We start from the raw sequence: 18,371 nt of genomic DNA on the forward strand, positions 1-18,371 counted from the left end.
ACGCACGCTTTACGCGACGTTAGCATTGTGCGTTATGACGCACAAGTTCTAGAATGCGTTGATTGAAACCAACCTTGGAACGAACCTTGGATTGGAACGAACCTTGGAGAGCCCGGCTGCATGGACATCGCCGCCCATCTGGCACAAACCCTACGCCAATTGCGCAAACAACGCGGCTGGAGCCTGGATCGCGCTTCGGAGGCCACTGGCGTGAGCAAAGCCATGCTGGGCCAGATCGAACGCGGTGAATCCAGCCCCACCGTGGCGACCCTGTGGAAAATAGCCACCGGTTTCAGTACCGCCTTCTCCGGACTGATCACGCCTCCACCTCACGCCTCGGACCTGCCACGCTTCGCGAGAAACTCGCAGACCGATGTCGAGCTGCCAGCGGATCGCCTGCAGGTAAGACCGCTCTTTCCTTTCGACGCCAGTTTCGGCTTTGAATTGATGGCGCTGACCCTCCCCCCGGAAACAGAGCACGTATCAGAGCCCCACGAAACCGGTGTGATCGAGCATGTGACTGTGGTCGACGGCCCGATGGAGGTCCTGATCGATGGCCGATGGCGGGCCCTGGCCACCGACGAGGCCGTTAGATTCGCTGCCGACGCGCCTCATGGCTACCGTAATCGGGGCAATCAGGCAGCCACATTCCATAACTTGATCCACTATCCTGCCGGTACGCGCTAACCTGTTGAGAATGATCGACGACACCTAATTTTGCGACGCCTTTTGGACACCGTATGAAAACACCCCTGGGTATTATCGAAGGCTTCTTTGGCCGCCCCTGGAGCTGGGAAGCCCGCACCAAGCTGGTTTCCTTGCTGGCCAGGCACGGTTACAGCTTCTACCTCTATGCGCCCAAGGCGGATGCCTACCTGCGGCGGCGCTGGAACGAACTTCACCCCGCCGAGACCGCCGACACCCTGCGACGTTTCTCCAGGCACTGCCAGAACCAGGGCATGCGTTTCGGTGTGGGCCTCAGCCCTTTCGAGACCTACCGCAACTTCGACGCCGCCGCGCGCCGGGCGCTCACGGAAAAGCTCGCCTCTCTCGACAGTATGGGGATTGATGACCTGGCCATCCTGTTCGACGATATGCGGGGCGATACGCCGGATTTGGCCCAGCGTCAGCTGGAAATCATCGACTGGATCCGCCATCGCAGCGGCGCCCGTCTGAGGGTCTGCCCCACTTACTATTCCGATGATCCAGTACTCGACCGGGTCTTCGGTCAGCGTCCGGTCGACTACCTGGAGACGCTGGGCGAGTCGCTTGCAGACGACGTCGATATCTTCTGGACCGGCGAAGAAGTATGCGCCAAAGAAGTGTCCCCCGGTCATCTCAGGCAGGTCGCGGCGCTGCTAAAGCGTAAGCCGCTGCTGTGGGACAACTATCCGGTGAATGATGGGCCACGCATGTCGCAGCACCTGCATTTGCGCGGTTTCACCGGTCGTCGCGCAGACATCGGCGAGCACTTGGCCGGCCACGCTATCAACCCGGCCCTCCAGCCCACCCTTTCCTGTATTCCGGCGCTGACCCTGGCTGCCAGTTACCGGGAGCCGGACAATTACAGCTACATGGCGGCTTTTCGCAAAGCTGCCCGAGAAGTGGCGGGGGAGGGTCTGGCACGCCTGATCGAAGAAGACATCATGGCTCTCCAGGATATCGGTCTCGATAAGCTCGGGGAGCGAGAAACCCGCTTACGCCGTCACTACGGCGAGCACCCACATCCGGCGGCACAGGAAATCATGGCCTGGCTGGATGGCTACTACCGCATCACCGATGAAGCGGTGCAGACGCAATAACAGCATAGAGGAGATTCCGGCGATGGCCGCTTACCTGATCGGACATATCAAGGTGCATGACGAGCGCCTCTGGCAGCACTATGTCGAAGGCGTGGCAGCCTCGCTGGAGCCCATCGACGCGCGGATTCTCTTTCGCGGGGAAAAGCAGGCCGACCTTGCAGGAACGAACCCACGTGATCGAGCGGTGGTCGTCGAGTTTGCCGATGCCGGTGAACTGGGCCGCTGGTTCCACTCCGACGCCTATCAGGCGTTGATTCCCTTACGGGACCGGGCGGCGGATGTGATGATTACCAGTTACGGATAAATTTGCGGGGGTCGTGCTGGCAGTCATATGTAGCTGAAGGGATGGTCCCCTCTCATCAGCTACATACTGAAGAGCAGCCAACAAAAAAACGGGCCGCGGCCCGTTTTTATAGATCGAATACACGCCGCCGCTATCGCGTCCCGTAAACCACCATGGTCTTACCTTTCACCTGCACCAGTCCCTGATCTTCCAGGGTCTTGAGCACGCGGCCAACCATCTCGCGAGAACAGCCGACGATGCGGCCGATTTCCTGTCGCGTGATCTTGATCTGCATGCCGTCTGGATGGGTCATGGCATCCGGTTCTTTGCACAGGTCCAGCAGCGTGCGCGCCACTCGGCCGGTCACATCCAGGAACGCCAGGTCGCCCACCTTGCGGGTCGTCTGGCGCAGGCGTGTGGCCATCTGCTCACCGATAAAGTAGAGCACCCTTGGATCCTGCTGGGCAATCTCGCGGAACTTGGTGTAACTGATCTCCGCCACTTCGCATTCGGTCTTGGCTTTGACCCAGGCACTGCGTGAATCCATGTTGTCGAACAGGCCCATCTCACCGAAGAAGTCGCCGGCATTGAGGTACGCCATGATCATTTCGCGGCCATCGTCGTCCTCGATGATGACCGTGACCGAGCCCTTGACGATATGGAACAGGGAGTCACTTTTGTCTCCGGCGTAAATAATAGTGCTTTTGGCCGGATAGCGCCGACGGTGGCATTGCGAGAGGAAATAGTCGAGGTGTTTGGTCTTTTGCTCAACCGGTCTGAGAATCGTTGCCATAATACTGTTGTGCCTCCTTCAATGGCGAATCCCGGTGTTGTTGTATTCACCCAGCATCCGTGTGGGCTACTTTTGTACTGTTTGCCAGTACTTTTTTCAGTACTTCTTTTTCAGTACTTCTTTTTCAGTACTTCTTTTTCAGTACTTCTTTTTAACATCTTGCCGTGCTGTTAATGCCGGTGCTTTCGCGGCCGGTACTTTTGTTGCTGGTACTTGTGCTTCAGTACGTTTTTTTCTCAGTGAGGCATAAGCCTTCACTGCCGCCCGGTATGTCCGGATCCCCCTGAACGGAACACAACATTCCGTCGATCCAACCGGTCAGCCACTTGTCGCGTGTGGCGAGCCACTTATAACAGGAAGCCTCAACCCCGGCAACACGGCACGGCGGCTGTGTTCACCGGTTCGAACGTCGAGAGAAAACGCGCAATACGTTTCGAGTATAGAACAAACGTCCCGATTATCCGCAACTTGCGTCGAGCCGTCCGCTGCCGTTTCTCCCGGGGCGCGCTGTGGTAGCATTCAGCCTTTGATCACAGGAGACCCACATGAAAGCAACCATCGACTGGACCGGCGAAGCCAGCTTCAAAGCCACCAGCGGTTCCGGCCATAACGTCCAACTGGACGGCCCCCCGGATCACGGCGGCAAAGACCTGGGGCCGCGCCCCATGGAAATGGTACTCATGGGTCTCGGCGGCTGCTCGGCTTTCGACGTCATGAGCATTCTGCAGAAATCCCGCCAGGAGGTTACAGACTGCCGCTGCGAATTGGACGCCGAACGCGCCGATGCCGTACCTGCCGTGTTCACGCGCATTCACCTTCACTTTGTCGTGACGGGTCGCAACCTCAAGGATAATCTGGTCAAGCGCGCCGTTTCCCTATCGGCGGAGAAGTATTGTTCAGCATCGATCATGCTGGAAAAAGGCGGTGTGGAAATCACTCACGACTACGAAATCCACGAGGCCGAATAAGGCGCGAGCAAACCGTCCATCAACGATGTAGCCCGCGTTCATGCTAAATTTTCCCGTAATATGCGGCAGATAACGTTTGAACTACGGGAAACCGCTACAAAATTCGGGGTGGGCTATCTGTTCAACGCTTGGGCGGATAGGCATAATACGCCCCCTCTCCGCCGGCCTGCGCAAAAGGTGAGCAATCCTGGTCAGTTACCGGTGGCGGCCTGGGCGGCACAAATTGCGCTTTGTGCCCGCTGTCATTCATCTCCTTAACCGGGGGGGCTGTGATGGAAACCAAACTCGAGCTTCATGGTTTCAACAACCTGACCAAGTCGTTGAGCTTCAACATCTACGACATTTGCTACGCGCGGACCGAAGAACAGCGCAGGGCTTACATCGACTACATCGACGAGATGTATAACGCGGAGCGACTGACGCAGATCCTGTCCGACGTGGTCAAGATCATCGGCGCCAATATTCTCAACATCGCGCGCCAGGACTACGAGCCCCATGGCGCCTCGGTGACGATGCTCATCGCCGAGCACGAAGTCGGCCATCCCTCGACCGATAACGAGGAATCACCCGGCCCGCTGCCCGACGCCATCGTTGCTCACTTGGACAAGAGCCACGTCACCGTCCACACCTATCCGGAAAGTCACCCCTACGAGGGCATCAGCACCTTCCGCGCGGACATTGACGTTTCCACTTGCGGCCTGATCTCGCCGCTGAAGGCGTTGAACTACCTGATCCACAGCTTCGACTCCGATGTAGTCACCGTGGATTACCGGGTACGCGGCTTCACCCGCGACGTGGACGGCAAGAAGCACTACATCGACCACGACATCAACTCGATCCAGAACTACCTGAGCGAAGACACCCAGAACGCGTACCAGATGATCGATGTCAACGTGTATCAGGAGAACCTGTTCCACACGAAGATGAAGCTCAAGAACTTCAACCTGGACAACTACGTGTTCGGCGTCAATGCCAATGATCTGGGCCAGGAAGAAGCTACAAGCATCTCCGAACGCCTGCAGCGGGAAATGCTGGAGATCTTCTACTCCCGCAACGTCGAATAGCGTCGCAGTCTACAAGTAGCGGCGTCCCCTGGGCGCCTGCTGCTTGTTCAAATTTTCTGATCGACCCTTCCAGAATTCTCCGTTTTCATCTTTTCGCCCCACGCAGTTCAATAGCCTCAACAGATTCATTCGGCACTGGAGGCTTTGAACATGACTAATATCCTCGTTATCACAACCAGCATTTTCGGCGCAGAAGGCCAGTCATCCCAACTCGTCAAACGTATGCTGGATCAACTTCGTCAAGCCCATGGCGAAGCCCATATCGTTACGCGCGACTTGGCGACGGAACCCGTCCCGCACCTGGACGCGACTCGTTTCGCCGCCTTAATTGCGGGAGCAGACGACCGTAACGACGAACAGAAGCGTGTGGTTGATTATTCAGATTCTCTGATCCAGGAAATTCAGGACGCCGACATCATTGTGCTGGGCGTGCCCATGTACAACTTCGGCATCCCCTCGGCGCTGAAGGCTTACTTCGACCATATCGCCCGCGCTGGCGTGACCTTTCGCTACACCGAGAACGGACCGGTGGGTTTGCTTGAGGACCGCCCGGTCTACGTACTGGCAGCGCGCGGCGGGATCTATGCCGGCACGCCGAATGATTCGCAGACCCCGCATGTCCGCTCGTTCCTAGGCTTACTGGGACTGAAAGACGTTCACTTTGTCTATGCCGAAGGGCTAAACATGGGCGATGATCGTAAAACAACCGCACTGAGAGAAGCCGGCGAGAACATGGCTAACCTGACGGCTTGAGCACACTAGGTTTATCAAGCAACCACTTTTCCCAAAAGGGAGGAGATCGAGATGACCACACGTACCATCAAGCAACTCATTCCGGGCGCGGAGACGTCCGATGGCGCAGGCGTTCGCATCAAGCGCACGCTGGGGCAGCAGCCATCGGTGCGACTCGACCCCTTCCTGATGCTGGATGAGTTCGGCTCGGCACAGGCATCCGATTACATTGCCGGGTTCCCGTCCCATCCGCACCGGGGGTTCGAGACCGTCACCTACATGATCGAAGGCCACATGCTGCACGAGGACCACCTCGGCAACCAGGGCAATCTACGCAACGGTGGCGTGCAGTGGATGACCGCAGGGCGTGGCATCGTCCATTCGGAAATGCCGCAGCAGGAAGAAGGCATGATGCGCGGCTTCCAGCTCTGGCTGAACCTACCGGCAGCGGAGAAGATGAAGGATGCAGACTACCGGGATATCCAGCCGGACGAGATTCCGAATATTGCCATCGATGGCGGATCGATCAAGCTGATTGCAGGCGAGCTGGAAATCGCGGGCGAGCCTCATCGAGGCGCCGTTACCGGCGGTAGTACGCAGCCGATCTATGCCGATGTACTTCTCGAGCCCGCTGCTCGCATTAAACTGCCGGTGCCTGAGGGCCATAACGCCCTGCTATATCTGTACGAAGGTGATGCCAGCGTACATCAGAAACCGCTGCAACGAAGCGCCGCGCACATCCTGACCGAAGGTGACCGTGTAACGCTCTCTGCCGGCCCGACCGGCGCGCGCGCGTTGCTGATCGCCGGCAAGCCCATCGGCGAGCCTGTCGTGCAGTATGGGCCTTTCGTGATGAACAGCCGTGAGGAAATCGAACAGGCCTTGCAGGATTACCGGGAGGGGCGTTTGACGGCCTGAATGTATTGAATGTTTAAGGGACTCATGGCGCACGGGTGGGGCATTTTCGCTATAGCGAACGTAACCCTAAGCGAACTGCTTGTGTGCCATTAGCTCCAGCACCATCGGCCTGACAATCAGGTCCATCGCCAACGGCAGCTTGGTTCCTGGAATCACCAGCGTGTCGTGCCGGGACATATGGCTGTCCGGAATCATCGTCAGCAGGTAGGGAAAATCGATATCCCGGTGGTCCCGAAAACGGATAACGATCAAGCTTTCATCGTCCGTCGGCACCTCCCGCACGTTGAACGGGTTGGAGGTATCCACCATGGGCACCCGCTGAAAATTCACGTGGGTATGGCCGAACTGGGGCACGATATCGGTGACGTAGTCGTCCATGCGGTTGATGATGGTCTTGACCACGGCTTCCTGAGAGTAGCCACGTTCGTTGGTGTCGCGGTAGATCTTCTGCATCCACTCCAGGTTGATGATGGGCACCACCCCGATCAGCAGGTCTACGTAGTGGGCAATGTTGTACTGCTCGCTGATGACCCCACCGTGTAAGCCCTCGTAGAACAGCAGGTCGGTATCCGCCGGCAACGGCGCCCAGCGGGTGAAGGTGCCTGGCTCGTAGCCTTCGCGGATGAGGTCGAGGTCTTCCTCATGGACGTATTCGCGGAACTGGCCGGTGCCGTTGATGCCGTAATCGTAGAGCAGGCCTTCGAGACGATCGATGTGATTGGCGTCCAGAGCAAAATGATTGCGCTGCCCGTAACGGCCCTTTTCGGCGAGCACGGCCATCTGCGCACGGGTGTAGCGATGGAAGCTGTCACCACTGACCATCGCGGCGTGGATACGCTCGCTCGCGAAGATTTGGTTAAAAATGCGACCGGTCGTTGTCGTGCCGGCACCGGATGAGCCGGTCACTGCGATAATCGGGTGGCGCTTCGACATAATCGGGAAATCCTGAAATCCGGGAGCCTCGAGCGGCTTTTGCGTTTGCCTCGATCAAGCCTGCAAAAGGGGCAGCATAGCGGGGAAGTGCGAACCTGTCAGCTCAGGATATTATTGAGCAGTTGCGGCTTATCGATGATATAGCCTTGGGCATAGTCCACACCGAGGCTGCGCAAGGTGTCGAGGGTTTGCCGGTCCTCGACCTGGGTGGCAATGACCTCGCGGCCGGTATAGTGAGCCATGTCCACCATCGAGCGCACCATGGCCCTATCTGTCTCGCTACCGGACACATGCCGGGTGAACGCGCCGTCCAGCTTGATTAAGTCCACCGGCAGGGTGCGCATGTATTGGTAGGATATCGGGCCGCTGCCGAAATTACCCAAGCAGAAACGGCAGCCCAGCTCCTTCATTTCCGCCATAAAATCCGCCACTTCCTGCAGGTTGTGGATGGCAGCCGCTTCGGTGATTTCGAACCAGAGGCGCTCGATGGGCGCATCTTTCTCGCTGAGTTTTTCGTAGATGAATTCCAGTAGCGATTCGTCGTTGAGGGAGTAGCCGGATAGGTTGATGCAGACACCGCCCAGCTTGCTGGCCCCGGACTCGGCATCACGTAGGGCATCGAGCATGCGGCCCACGACCCAACGGTCGACCGCCTGCATGCGGTTGTAACGCTCCGCCATACGCACGAACTCAGCGCCGGTAATCAGATTGCCGGTGTCGTCATACATACTGATCAGAATTTCGTACTGAGTGCCCATCTGCGCTTCCTGGTGCAGCGGGATCATCTTCTGACAGCGCAATAGCACCCGATCCTCGTCCAGGTTGCCAAGATTGGCCACCTTCGCGGCAATCTTCTCCTGCTGGGCTTGTACTTGAGCGTCCATGACATAGGTGGAGGTGCGACCGTTGCCAAGCTGTTTGGCCCGCTTACAGGCATCGTCCACGGCCCGTAACCAGCGTTCGGCGGTGACCAGGGCCGGCAGCACCGGGGCAATACCGGCGCAGGCGCTGATCGCGTAGTGGTTGCGCCCGAAAACCAGCTCCAGCGCCTCAATGGCGTGGATAATCGCTATCGCCCGCTGCTCGGCGTCTTGCGCTTGGCACAAAAAGGCAAACCCGTCGCTGTCGAGCCGCGACAGCGGACAGTCGGGCCCCATATGCGTGCGCAGACATTCCGCCACCCGTGCCAGGGTATCGTCGCCGGCTTTGTAACCGGCGCTGTCGTTGAGCCGCCTGAATTGGCGCAGGTCGACCTTCACCAAACTCAGCGACTCGCCGCCGGACCGGGTCAGGTGCTGCTCCAAAACACGTTCGAACTCGCGCCGGATCAGCAGCCCCGTCAGTTCGTCGTGTGTCGAGGCCCATGACAACTGGTCGTAGACCCGCTTAACCATACGATCGATACTTTCATCCACCAGCGGACGCTCGTACTGGCTATCCGGGATCAATATCCCCTGTTGGAGCTGCTTGGCCAGGGGTTCAAGCTCCAGCTCCACCACTCTCATGCCCTGGTGGTTAACAAAAACGAAACGGCTGAATTCACGGGCGATCCAGACCAGACGAACGTAAAAAGGCTCATTGGGATTATCCTGGTTACGCAACCAGTCGCCCGTACGCAGCCGCTGGGCTCTTGCAATCCAACGCTGCAGACTCCGTTTTTGCCGTTCGCTGGCCTCTTCCTCGGCCGGCTTCGCGACAGGTCGGGCCTTGGGAAATTCGACCCATTCCATATCGGCCGTCTGACGTTTCACCAAAAAACGTTTAAGCTCGTCCCGAATCAGCGCCGATGGCATGTGGTTGCTGGAAATCGAGGCCAACCCATCCTGGATGACCCGAAGCAGCTCCGGCAGATTGACACTGGATTGCGGATCGTCACCATACGCCAGCAGCGAATCGATCACCGACAGGTAATCCTGCCAGAGCTGACTTTCGGGGCCTTGGCGGATCCAGGTCAGGGAGAGCAAGTCACGCCACCCGCCGTTGAGGAGACTCACCACCGGCTGCGGCACCTGGCGACCGCCCAGGCGCTCGTCCAACAGCTCGCCCACGGCTTTCTTGGCATCCGCCACTTTCTGAGCGCCCTCAGCGGCAGCGGTAACCCGCTCTGTATTGCGGCGGTAAACCAGATTCTGGCGTTCAATTAAATTGTCCAGTTCGCCCTGGACACTCTCGAATACCCGGGTATCCCGTTCGAATTCCTGAGTGACGCGGTGAACCATGTCATCCACCCGGCGCTGGATCACAGGGCTAATGCGCCCCCCTCTCACACCCAGCTGCGCCAGGCGATTCATCACCCCACGCACCGGGCTCTTGTGGTCGTCAAAGAAGGCGCGATCACGTAGCACCACCTTGAGCACGGGCACTTCCAGCCGGCGCAATTGCTGACGTGACGACTCGTTCAGCCGTGGGCTATCCACGACACTGCGCAAGAACTGATCGACCACATCGACGGCTTCTTGTTGGTCTGTATCGAGACTAACCGCGCCTGCCGCTTTCACCTTGCCCACCACGCGCTCGCGCAGGGGCTCCTCCGGCAAGGCATCGACGGATTCAGCCTGAACTTTTTGCAGCATCTGCAGTTCGCGCTGGAACTCGCCTGCGGACAACGGGCGGGCCTCGGCAGGAAAATCCATCGGTGCGAGCACGCCGCGATCCCCTCGACTTGAACTCAGGGTCGCTAACAGATTGCGTACAGTCTCGAATGCGGTCTGAGCACTCTGCGAATGGCCGCGGAAGCTGTCTGGAGACGCGCGGCCAGGTTTGACGCCGGAACGATCCGGTTCCGCTTGGAGCTTCGGTTCAGGCGCGGGCTTCGGTTCGACTTTGGACACGGGTTTGGGCGCTTCCGGCCGCGGTGTGCGATCGCTGAGGTAACGGCTCAGGTCCAAATCCGGCAATATGCCATGACGAATCAGGATCTGGTTAAGCGCCTTGTAGAGCGGCTCCAACGCTTGAAGAACGGTCTGCTCGAAGATTTTGAGGCAATTTTTTTCTACTTCGCGGCCGGCCTTCAGGTGCTGCACGCTGCCATGGAAAGCGTCGCATATCAGCGCCGGCCCTAACGGATTTTGGTGCCCGGTAGCATTGCTAACGCCCAGTTTATCCAGACGCATCCGCAGTTGTAGCAGCTCACCACGATAGAGAGTATCGGCCTTGGTCACCATAACCTTGAGGGTTAGCCAGTCCTCAAACTCGCTCTTGTCCACCAGGGACAACTCACTACCCGGCGCACCCTGGCGTTCAGGCTTCAACGGCGATTCCAGGGCCAGGCTCATCTGATGCCAGATCGTCCGCTGGCGCGCCTCGATCTGACTCGAAGCATCGACCATCTCGTTGGCGAGCTGGTCCGAGCTTGCCTGCAAGGCAGACTTTTTCAACCCGTCGACCATTTGCATCAAGCAGTTGGCCATCAGCGGTTCGATATGTTGGACCACGGCCCGCGCGCACTGATGCAGGATGAACTGGACCCGCTCGGTAGGGGGTTTCAGGTGGGCTCGTTCTTGGGGGGAGTTTGCGCCGTAGAGCTGTAACATGGCATCCAGGGCCGCTGGACTGGAACGCGTGAAGGCCACGCCCATGGCACCTTCGATCAAGCGAGCCACCTGCACGTGAAGCGCGTGCTGGGTTCGGCCGTCCGCACCGCGAAAACGCACCACAAATTCGTCCGGAGCCCGCTCGGATAGTGTCTGACGAACACGACGCGTGGTATCGCCGGAAAAGCGGATAAACAGCCCCTCGGCGCAGAAGTCGGCAATTTGACAAGATAAAGGCTGGCCATCGCCCAGCTGAAGCTGCGCAGCAAGCTTTATCGGTCGGCGGGGGCTGGCGCGTCGTTCCATCGATACCCTTGACTGAGAGGTAGATCCGAAAGGCGTCCTGGCGACCTCCCATTCCAATACACCAGTACACTAGCTCCAGTATAGTGGCTGGTGTCGCGCTTGTCGGGCCGTTGACAAGCTTTTACAAAGCCATCGTTCAGGCCTTTCGTGTCTGTTCCGATTTAATCGATCACGTGACGGACAGGACAAATTCAATGCGACAGCTTAGCCAGATCTATCCTGTTCTGCTACTGATCTTTGGTTTGACCGGCTGCCAATCCACCCATCCAGAGTCTTCATTGTTCGATTCCCTGCAGTATTATCAGCAAGCCGCAAGCGGACAACTATCGCTACTTTGGCACCGTGAGCCCATCGACAATTTGCTTAACGGACCCGATGCGCCAGAGCCGCTACAACGCAAGCTGGCATTGGCAATGAAGGCCCGCGCTTTCGCTGAAAAACAGCTTGCCCTACCCGTCGAAGGGACCTTCTCGGATTTCGTTACCCTGGATCAACCCTACGTGGTGTACAACCTAATGGTTGCACCGGAATTCTCGTTAGAGCCACTCGCCTGGTGCTACCCGGTCGTGGGTTGCCAGTCCTACCGCGGCTACTTCCACCTCGAGGATGCCCGGGCCGCTCGCGACCGCTACGCACGCGAGGGGAACGATACGTTTATTGGCGGCGTCACCGCCTATTCCAGCCTGGGCTGGTTCGACGACCCGCTGCATACGGGCTTTACCGCCTTGCCGGACGACCGCATGGTGGCCCTGATGTTCCACGAGCTGGCCCACAAAGTGGTCTATATCGCCGACGACACCCGCTTCAACGAAAGCTTTGCCACGGCCGTCGAACTTGAAGGGCTCAAACGCTGGCTGGACGCCACCGGACAGCCGGACAAATATCAGGCGACCTTGGCCCAGCTGAGTCAGCGGCGCGCGACCCTGGCGCTGATCGAACAGGCTGCGGGCCGTCTGGAGACGCTTTATGCGCAACGTGAGTCATTGGATGAGAACATCCTGCGGGAGCGCAAAGCCGACATTCTGGCGAGCCTGGCATCGGACTACGCCCGGCTCGAAGACCGCTGGACCGAACCGGGTCCCTTGGCCGGGGTGATCACGCAGATGAATAACGCCGTGCTGGGGCTCTTTCGCCAATACAACAGCGACGTACCGGGGTTCCGCCAGATGCTGGTCGAAGCCGGAGGAGATTTCGCGCGTTTTTATGCACAGGTGAAAGTGCTGGCCGGGGCGCCGGCGGACATGCGCCGCCGGCAACTGGAACGGCTAGGCGAGTCTTTTCACGAAGACCTTTGAATTGCGCTGGGTATTGTAGCTGGCCAGCTTGGGTCCGGGCAGGGACTGGACGGTAGAGGGCTCGAATCCACGTTCGCGAAACCAATGCTCGGTCTGGGTGGTCAGCACGAACAGATTTTCCAATCCCCGGCCCCGGGCAAGGCGCTCGACCATGGCCAGAATCTCGTCGCCGCGACCGGACCGGCGGTAGGTTGGATCCACCGCAAAACAGGAAAGCTCACCGGATTTCTCGCTCGGATACTCGTATAAAGCTGCACAACCCACGATAGTTCCGTCCCGCTCCACGACCGTGAAGCGATCGACTTCCGTTTCCAGCAGCTCACGGGAACGCCGCACGAGAATCCCCTGGTCTTCCAGCGGCTGAATCAGCTCCAGGATACCGCCAATGTCCTCCACTCGAGCACCGCGGATCTGTTCGTAGTTGTCGTCACTGACCAGGGTGCCGGAACCATCCCGGGTAAACAGCTCTTCCAGCAGCGCCCCGTCACGCACGTAACTGATGATCTGGCTGCGCCGTACCCCACGCACGCAGGCCTCGCAGGCGGCCCGCAACAGGTCGGCGGCGTGCCCTTCCAGCGGGGCGTCGCTGAGCCGATCCCGGGCCTGACGCACGGTCATCTCACGGATGAGCTGGCCATCCTCGTCCAGCACGCCCTCTTGTTCGGTGAAGATGATCAGCTTCTCCGCTTTGAGGGCCGAGGCCACCTGACTGCCTACATCCTCATAAGACAGGTTGAACACATCGCCGGTGGGCGAATAGCCCAATGGCGGCAGCAGTACGATATGGTTCATCTTCAACAGGGCGTCCACACCGTCCACATCGACCCGGCGCACCCGGCCGGTATACCCGAAATCCACGCCATTGAGCACGCCCACCGGCCGCGCGGCCACCAGGTTGCCACTGCTCACACGGATGCGGGCGCCATGCATGGGCGAGTTGATCAGCCCCATGGATAACCGGCTTTCCAGGTGTGCACGCAAGGCACCGACCGCTTCGACCACCAGCGGTAGCTGTTCTTCCGGGGTGACTCGCAATCCTTCGTGAAAGTTGGAGTCCAGGCCGGCCTGATCGAACCGGCGCTGAATCTGTGGGCGGGCGCCAAAAGCCACCACCAGCTTGACTCCGAGACTACTGAGCAGGGTGATGTCGTGGATGATGTTGATCAGGTTATCGTGGGCGAGCGCTTCCCCGCCCAGGGTCAGGACAACGGTTCGGCCGCGATGGGCATTGATATAGGGGGATGAATGGCGGAATCCGTGCAGCCAGTCATTCGATTTCAAACGCGTTGTCTCCTTGGTCTAGGTGGTCCGTTCCCGGCTCAGAGCATAGCGCTGCGTCAGGCTTGAGGTTGAATACAGAAATGCTGGATCAACCGGCTCAAGATGTCCACGCCGGGCTTTACCTGGGATAGGTCAAGATATTCGTCTGGCTGGTGCGCTTGGTCGATGTGGCCCGGCCCCATCACCAGCGTTTCCATACCCAATTTCTGCAGCCAGGGTGCTTCGGTGGCAAAGGCGACTGCCTGGGCCGGATGCCCTGTCAGACGTTCGCAGACTTTGACCAGCTCGGAATCGGCGGAGGTTTCGAACGGCGGCACACCATCGAACAGGGGTTCGAAGCGCAGGCCGAGTTCCCGGCTTTGGGCCACGGGCCTCACCTTATCGAGGATCGCCTGGCGCAGAGTCTCCATATCCATACCCGGTAGCGGGCGTAGGTCAAAATGCAGCTCGCAGTTGGCGCAGATGCGGTTTGGATTGTCGCCCCCGTGTATGCAGCCCAGGTTCATGGTCGGGACCTGGACCTGGAAATTGTCATTCCGGTACTTGGATTGCCAATGATCACGCAGGCTCAGCAATTCGCCAATCGCCGTATGCATCCCCTCCATCGCATTGCGGCCCAAAGCCGGATCGGAGGAATGACCGGACTGGCCCTCGAATACCAGGCGTTCCATCATGATGCCCTTGTGCATACGCACCGGTTTGAGCCCCGTGGGTTCGCCGATCACCGCGTAACGTCCTTTGGGCCGGCCAGCTTCCGCCAGGGCCCGGGCGCCGTTCATGGAACTTTCCTCGTCGGCGGTCGCCAGGATAATCAGTGGCTGCTGAAAGGTCTGATCGAGATGGGCGCGCGCGGCCTCGATCGCAAGCGCAAAGAAGCCCTTCATATCGCAGGTGCCCAAACCGTACCAGCGGTCATCGCGCTCAGTCAGCTTGAACGGGTCGCTCTGCCAGCGCTGATCGTCGAAAGGCACCGTATCGGTGTGGCCCGATAGCACCAAGCCCCCTGGGCCGCTGCCCAGGGTCGCAATCAGGTTGAATTTCCCCGGCATGCCGGGCACCGGCATGATTTCAACGGTGAAACCCATGGGTTCGAGCCACCCGGCCAGGATGTTCACCACCGCTTCGTTACTGTGATCCCACTCCGGCGACGCACTGCTGATGGAGGGCTGGGCGATCAAACGCTCCAGCATTCCCCGGATATCGGGGGCGGCGTTGCGGGTGTCGGCGCTGTGTTGCGTCATGGGAAAGCCTCAGAATAAGACTTCGGAACTGAATCGGTACCGGCCGGATAATCCGGCCAACCTCGCCCGTGCAGGATTCACGGGCTGCGATTCACGGACTACGATTCACGGACTACTTTGAACAGCAGGCGGCGTGTCGTCGGAAATCGCGTCCGGCAACTCGGTCTGCGTCTCCGGCGCCGTTTCCTGAACGTCGTCCGGCGCGGGCTCGGCTACCGGTCGTGACGGCAGCTCAAGCCCCTTATCACCCGGCCGCCGCCATACTTCGAACAGTGTAATCGCTGAGTTGGCCAGTGGATAGGCCACCTCGCCGCCATCGACGATCCGCGTGACTTCCAGCCGCCGGTCGTCGACTCCGGACAACCGGCCCTCGACCACTCGGCCACTGCTCAGCGCAACGCGCACGTTCTTACCCAGCCAGCGTCGCGCCTCGTCAGGGTTCGCCTTCACGTATCGAAGCGAGTCGCCGCCGTTATCGGACGATCGCTCAAAAGCCGTGCTTGTCACCGGCGACACCGGTTCGCTGCGCGGCAGGTAACGCACGAACAGGTCCGGCACCTGTGCGCCGTTGTAAAAGACGTCGAAGTTGCCCACGCCCGGGTCAAGCGGCACGACCTCACCGGGCACGTCCCGCTGGGGCAAGCCGAACAACGGATCGCCTGCGGTCAAGGTCGCGTTCAGCTCGCCGCCATCACGCAGCCAGACTTTGTACAGCGCACGGAGCTGGTCGCTCGGGCTGAATCCCTGCGCCACCAGCCGCTCGCTGAACACCCGCGTCGCCTGCGCCGCCCAGGCGTCAATCTCGAGCCCGGATTCGCGAGCACAGAAGGCGGCGACACGCCGCATAAACCCGCCATCGCGTGCAACCAGTGCGACCGACCCACCATATTCGTCAAAACCTTCGGCATCGTCACCGAACGTATCCAATCGCAAGCCCGGTGCCCGCAGCTCCAGACTGCCCAACTTGCCCGCATTGACCTCCAACCCCAGTCCACCGGTATCGTCCAGCATGGCGCTCTGTTCGAGCTGCAGGTCCATGGCCACTTGGGTGACACCGAGCTGCATCAACGCTGCGATATCCAGCGCCGAGTTGCCACAGGGAATATTGACCAGACCGGCTTGAACCGCTGAGTTTCGAGGCGCAACCCAGTCACGGATCAACGGCGTGGCCAAGGCCATGTGCAGATGTTCTACCTGCAACTGCCACTCCCCGGGCAGCGGTCCACCGGAAATGGCATCGAGCAACTCGGGAGCAGCGGCGGTGGAAAAGGTCAGGCGGCCGGCCTGGATCGACTGGGTCAACGAGAAGTGCTGGTACTGCAGGTCATAAACCGATACCTGACCGGAAAGACTGGAGCCGATGCCGCCCCAGCTTAGGACGCCCTCATCCTCTACGACTTTTTGTGCCCTCTTCAGCGCCTCATTGACCTGATACCAGGCCACCCCCTTGAAACCCATATACCCCAGCAACAGGATACCAATCAGGGACAAAAACAGCTTTTTCATGCCGACTACTCTTTGCTCTGTTAGGAGGATATCCTGTTGCTGCTTGGCTCTGCCCGGCGCCATTTGGCAGGGTATTTGGTTTCGGCAAACTGACAGGTATTCCGCAGATTTTGACAGGACGCCATCAATTACATTTATTGTGCATCCTGAGCAACTATACTTTAGCAGGTTGCGGCAAACCTAAGAGGCAACCCGCTCGCACTTTTAATGCAACCGAACGTTCAACTCAACGGCTACGAGCGCGACAGCATGATTGCTCATCACGAACGAGCCTATATCCGTCATCCAGCCGATATTCCGCTGGAAGTCAGCCCTTCATACCAACCATCCGCCCCCGGTGAGTTACGCAATCTAAGCCGTGGCGGTCTGGCCTTCACGGCACAGCAACCCTTCCCGGCGGGCAGCGATGTCACACTGGTCATCAATTGCTGTCCGAATTCGCTGAAAGTTCGCGGGCAAGTCGTCTGGTGCGAAGCCCGGGATGGCGGATACGAAGTGGGCATTGCGTTCTATACGCCAGCCGAGGCCTACCAAGTGCGTATGGTGGAGCAGATTTGCCAGATCGAGCAGTACCGCCAGGACGTGTGGCGCAAGGAAGGCCGCCATTTGACGCAGGACGAAGCCGCGCAGGAATGGATCAGCCGTTATGCGGATCAATTCGCTCAAACCGGCTGGTCGGACTAGCGACTGCACGCGGCCCACACATCAGAGGTCCCTAGACAGCCGCCCGACAATCCAAAAGGGCTTAATCAGCCACGGGAAATCAGCGTTCCTACACCTTCGTCGGTGAAAATTTCCAATAACGTGGCATGGGCCACGCGGCCATCGATAATGTGGGCGGTGCGCACGCCATTTTCCACGGCACTCAGCGCACAGCGGATCTTGGGAAGCATGCCGCCGTGGATCGTGCCATCCTCGATCAGCTCATTGACACGCGTGGCTTTGAGCCCGGTCAGCACGTTGCCTTCTTTGCTCTTGAGGCCAGACACGTTGGTCAGCAGAATCAGCTTCTCGGCATTCAGCGCCTCGGCCACCTTGCCGGCCACCAGATCGGCGTTGATGTTATAGGACGCACCATCCTTGCCCACACCGATAGGCGCAATCACCGGGATCACATTGCTGCGGGTGAGCAGGTTGATCACTTCGGTATTGACGCTTTCCACCTCGCCAACGTGGCCAATGTCGATAATCTCGGGGCGGGTCAGTTCCGGCGAACGATTAAGAACTTCCAGTTTGCGGGCGCGGATCAGGTTGGCGTCCTTACCGGTCAAACCAATGGCAGTACCGCCATGATGGTTGATCAGGGAGACGATTTCCTTGTTTACCTGACCGCCGAGTACCATTTCCACCACGTCCATGGTTTCGCTGTCGGTGACACGCATGCCGTTGACGAAGCGGGAGTTGATATTCAGCCGCTCCAGCAACTCGCCGATCTGCGGGCCGCCACCGTGGACGACAATCGGGTTCAGACCGACGGTTTTCATCAGCACCATGTCGCGCGCGAAGCTGCTCTTGAGGTCATCGTTCTCCATGGCATTGCCGCCGTACTTGACGACCACCGTCTTGCCGGTAAAACGCTGGATGTAGGGCAGGCCCTTGCTCAATACCGCGGCCACCTGCATAGCGGTTTCACGATCCAATGCCATGTCAATCAACCTTCTAAATCTTGCGCAAGCCGAAATGCCAGCTCGCACCGGGGTTCACGTTGCGCGCATT

The 18,371-nt window shown here is 59.1% G+C and carries 16 protein-coding genes; 9 read left to right on the forward strand and 7 right to left on the reverse strand.

Features of this window, described 5'->3' with window-relative positions:
• Positions 1-120: 120 nt before the first annotated feature.
• The 3 genes from FXO11_RS18485 to FXO11_RS18495 are packed head-to-tail and all read left to right on the forward strand — an operon-like array spanning position 121 to position 2,106.
• On the forward strand, positions 121-687 hold the full coding sequence (locus tag FXO11_RS18485; RefSeq protein WP_148864413.1) for a helix-turn-helix domain-containing protein: 567 nt from the start codon (positions 121-123) through the stop codon (positions 685-687).
• Between the two features lie 53 nt (positions 688-740).
• Complete coding sequence (locus tag FXO11_RS18490; protein ID WP_148864414.1) at positions 741-1,802, forward strand: beta-N-acetylglucosaminidase domain-containing protein; 1,062 nt, start codon at positions 741-743, stop codon at positions 1,800-1,802.
• Positions 1,803-1,824: 22 nt separating this feature from the next.
• Complete coding sequence (locus tag FXO11_RS18495) at positions 1,825-2,106, forward strand: DUF1330 domain-containing protein (protein WP_148864415.1); 282 nt, start codon at positions 1,825-1,827, stop codon at positions 2,104-2,106.
• Positions 2,107-2,236: 130 nt separating this feature from the next.
• Here FXO11_RS18495 and crp read toward each other — a convergent pair whose 3' ends face one another.
• Positions 2,237-2,878, reverse strand: a complete 642-nt coding sequence (crp, locus tag FXO11_RS18500; RefSeq protein ID WP_148864416.1) for a cAMP-activated global transcriptional regulator CRP — start codon at positions 2,876-2,878, stop codon at positions 2,237-2,239.
• Positions 2,879-3,423: 545 nt separating this feature from the next.
• Between crp and FXO11_RS18505 the strand changes: the two genes are divergently transcribed.
• The 4 genes from FXO11_RS18505 to FXO11_RS18520 all read left to right on the forward strand — a co-directional run bounded on the left by FXO11_RS18505 (position 3,424) and on the right by FXO11_RS18520 (position 6,560).
• Positions 3,424-3,846 (forward strand): OsmC family protein, encoded by a 423-nt coding sequence (locus FXO11_RS18505; protein ID WP_148864417.1) that lies wholly within the window; start codon positions 3,424-3,426, stop codon positions 3,844-3,846.
• A gap of 272 nt (positions 3,847-4,118) precedes the next feature.
• Positions 4,119-4,910, forward strand: coding sequence for an adenosylmethionine decarboxylase (gene speD, locus FXO11_RS18510; RefSeq protein WP_148864418.1), 792 nt, complete (start codon positions 4,119-4,121; stop codon positions 4,908-4,910).
• Between the two features lie 150 nt (positions 4,911-5,060).
• On the forward strand, positions 5,061-5,663 hold the full coding sequence (locus tag FXO11_RS18515; RefSeq protein WP_148864419.1) for an FMN-dependent NADH-azoreductase: 603 nt from the start codon (positions 5,061-5,063) through the stop codon (positions 5,661-5,663).
• 51 nt (positions 5,664-5,714) lie between these two features.
• Positions 5,715-6,560 (forward strand): pirin family protein, encoded by an 846-nt coding sequence (locus FXO11_RS18520; RefSeq protein ID WP_148864420.1) that lies wholly within the window; start codon positions 5,715-5,717, stop codon positions 6,558-6,560.
• Between the two features lie 66 nt (positions 6,561-6,626).
• Here the strand turns inward: FXO11_RS18520 and FXO11_RS18525 are convergent, their stop codons facing one another.
• Entirely contained in the window at positions 6,627-7,493 is an 867-nt protein-coding gene (locus FXO11_RS18525) for a phosphoribulokinase (protein WP_148864421.1), read from the reverse strand.
• Positions 7,494-7,591: 98 nt separating this feature from the next.
• Positions 7,592-11,332 carry a DUF1631 family protein gene (locus FXO11_RS18530; RefSeq protein ID WP_148864422.1) on the reverse strand — a complete coding sequence of 1,247 codons (3,741 nt, stop codon included), beginning with the start codon at positions 11,330-11,332 and terminating at the stop codon, positions 7,592-7,594.
• Positions 11,333-11,526: 194 nt separating this feature from the next.
• Here FXO11_RS18530 and FXO11_RS18535 point away from each other — a divergent pair, with 194 nt between their 5' ends.
• Positions 11,527-12,627, forward strand: coding sequence for an aminopeptidase (locus FXO11_RS18535; RefSeq protein WP_148864423.1), 1,101 nt, complete (start codon positions 11,527-11,529; stop codon positions 12,625-12,627).
• Here FXO11_RS18535 and argA read toward each other — a convergent pair.
• From argA to FXO11_RS18550, 3 genes are all read right to left on the reverse strand, one after another.
• Entirely contained in the window at positions 12,598-13,908 is a 1,311-nt protein-coding gene (argA, locus tag FXO11_RS18540) for an amino-acid N-acetyltransferase (RefSeq protein WP_148864424.1), read from the reverse strand. The two genes, FXO11_RS18535 and argA, sit on opposite strands and share 30 nt — an antisense overlap.
• Positions 13,909-13,964: 56 nt before the next feature.
• The gene (argE, locus tag FXO11_RS18545; RefSeq protein ID WP_148864425.1) at positions 13,965-15,149 is read right to left on the reverse strand and encodes an acetylornithine deacetylase; all 1,185 of its coding nucleotides are present in this window, start codon (positions 15,147-15,149) and stop codon (positions 13,965-13,967) included.
• Between the two features lie 105 nt (positions 15,150-15,254).
• The gene (locus tag FXO11_RS18550; protein ID WP_148864426.1) at positions 15,255-16,655 is read right to left on the reverse strand and encodes an LSm family protein; all 1,401 of its coding nucleotides are present in this window, start codon (positions 16,653-16,655) and stop codon (positions 15,255-15,257) included.
• 207 nt (positions 16,656-16,862) lie between these two features.
• On the opposite strand from FXO11_RS18550, the gene FXO11_RS18555 reads away from it, so the two are divergent.
• Positions 16,863-17,339, forward strand: coding sequence for a PilZ domain-containing protein (locus FXO11_RS18555; protein WP_148864427.1), 477 nt, complete (start codon positions 16,863-16,865; stop codon positions 17,337-17,339).
• 65 nt (positions 17,340-17,404) lie between these two features.
• Here the strand turns inward: FXO11_RS18555 and argB are convergent, their stop codons facing one another.
• Complete coding sequence (gene argB, locus FXO11_RS18560) at positions 17,405-18,301, reverse strand: acetylglutamate kinase (RefSeq protein ID WP_148864428.1); 897 nt, start codon at positions 18,299-18,301, stop codon at positions 17,405-17,407.
• Positions 18,302-18,371 lie beyond the last annotated feature (70 nt).

The organism is Marinobacter fonticola, from assembly GCF_008122265.1.
Lineage (GTDB): Bacteria > Pseudomonadota > Gammaproteobacteria > Pseudomonadales > Oleiphilaceae > Marinobacter_A > Marinobacter_A fonticola.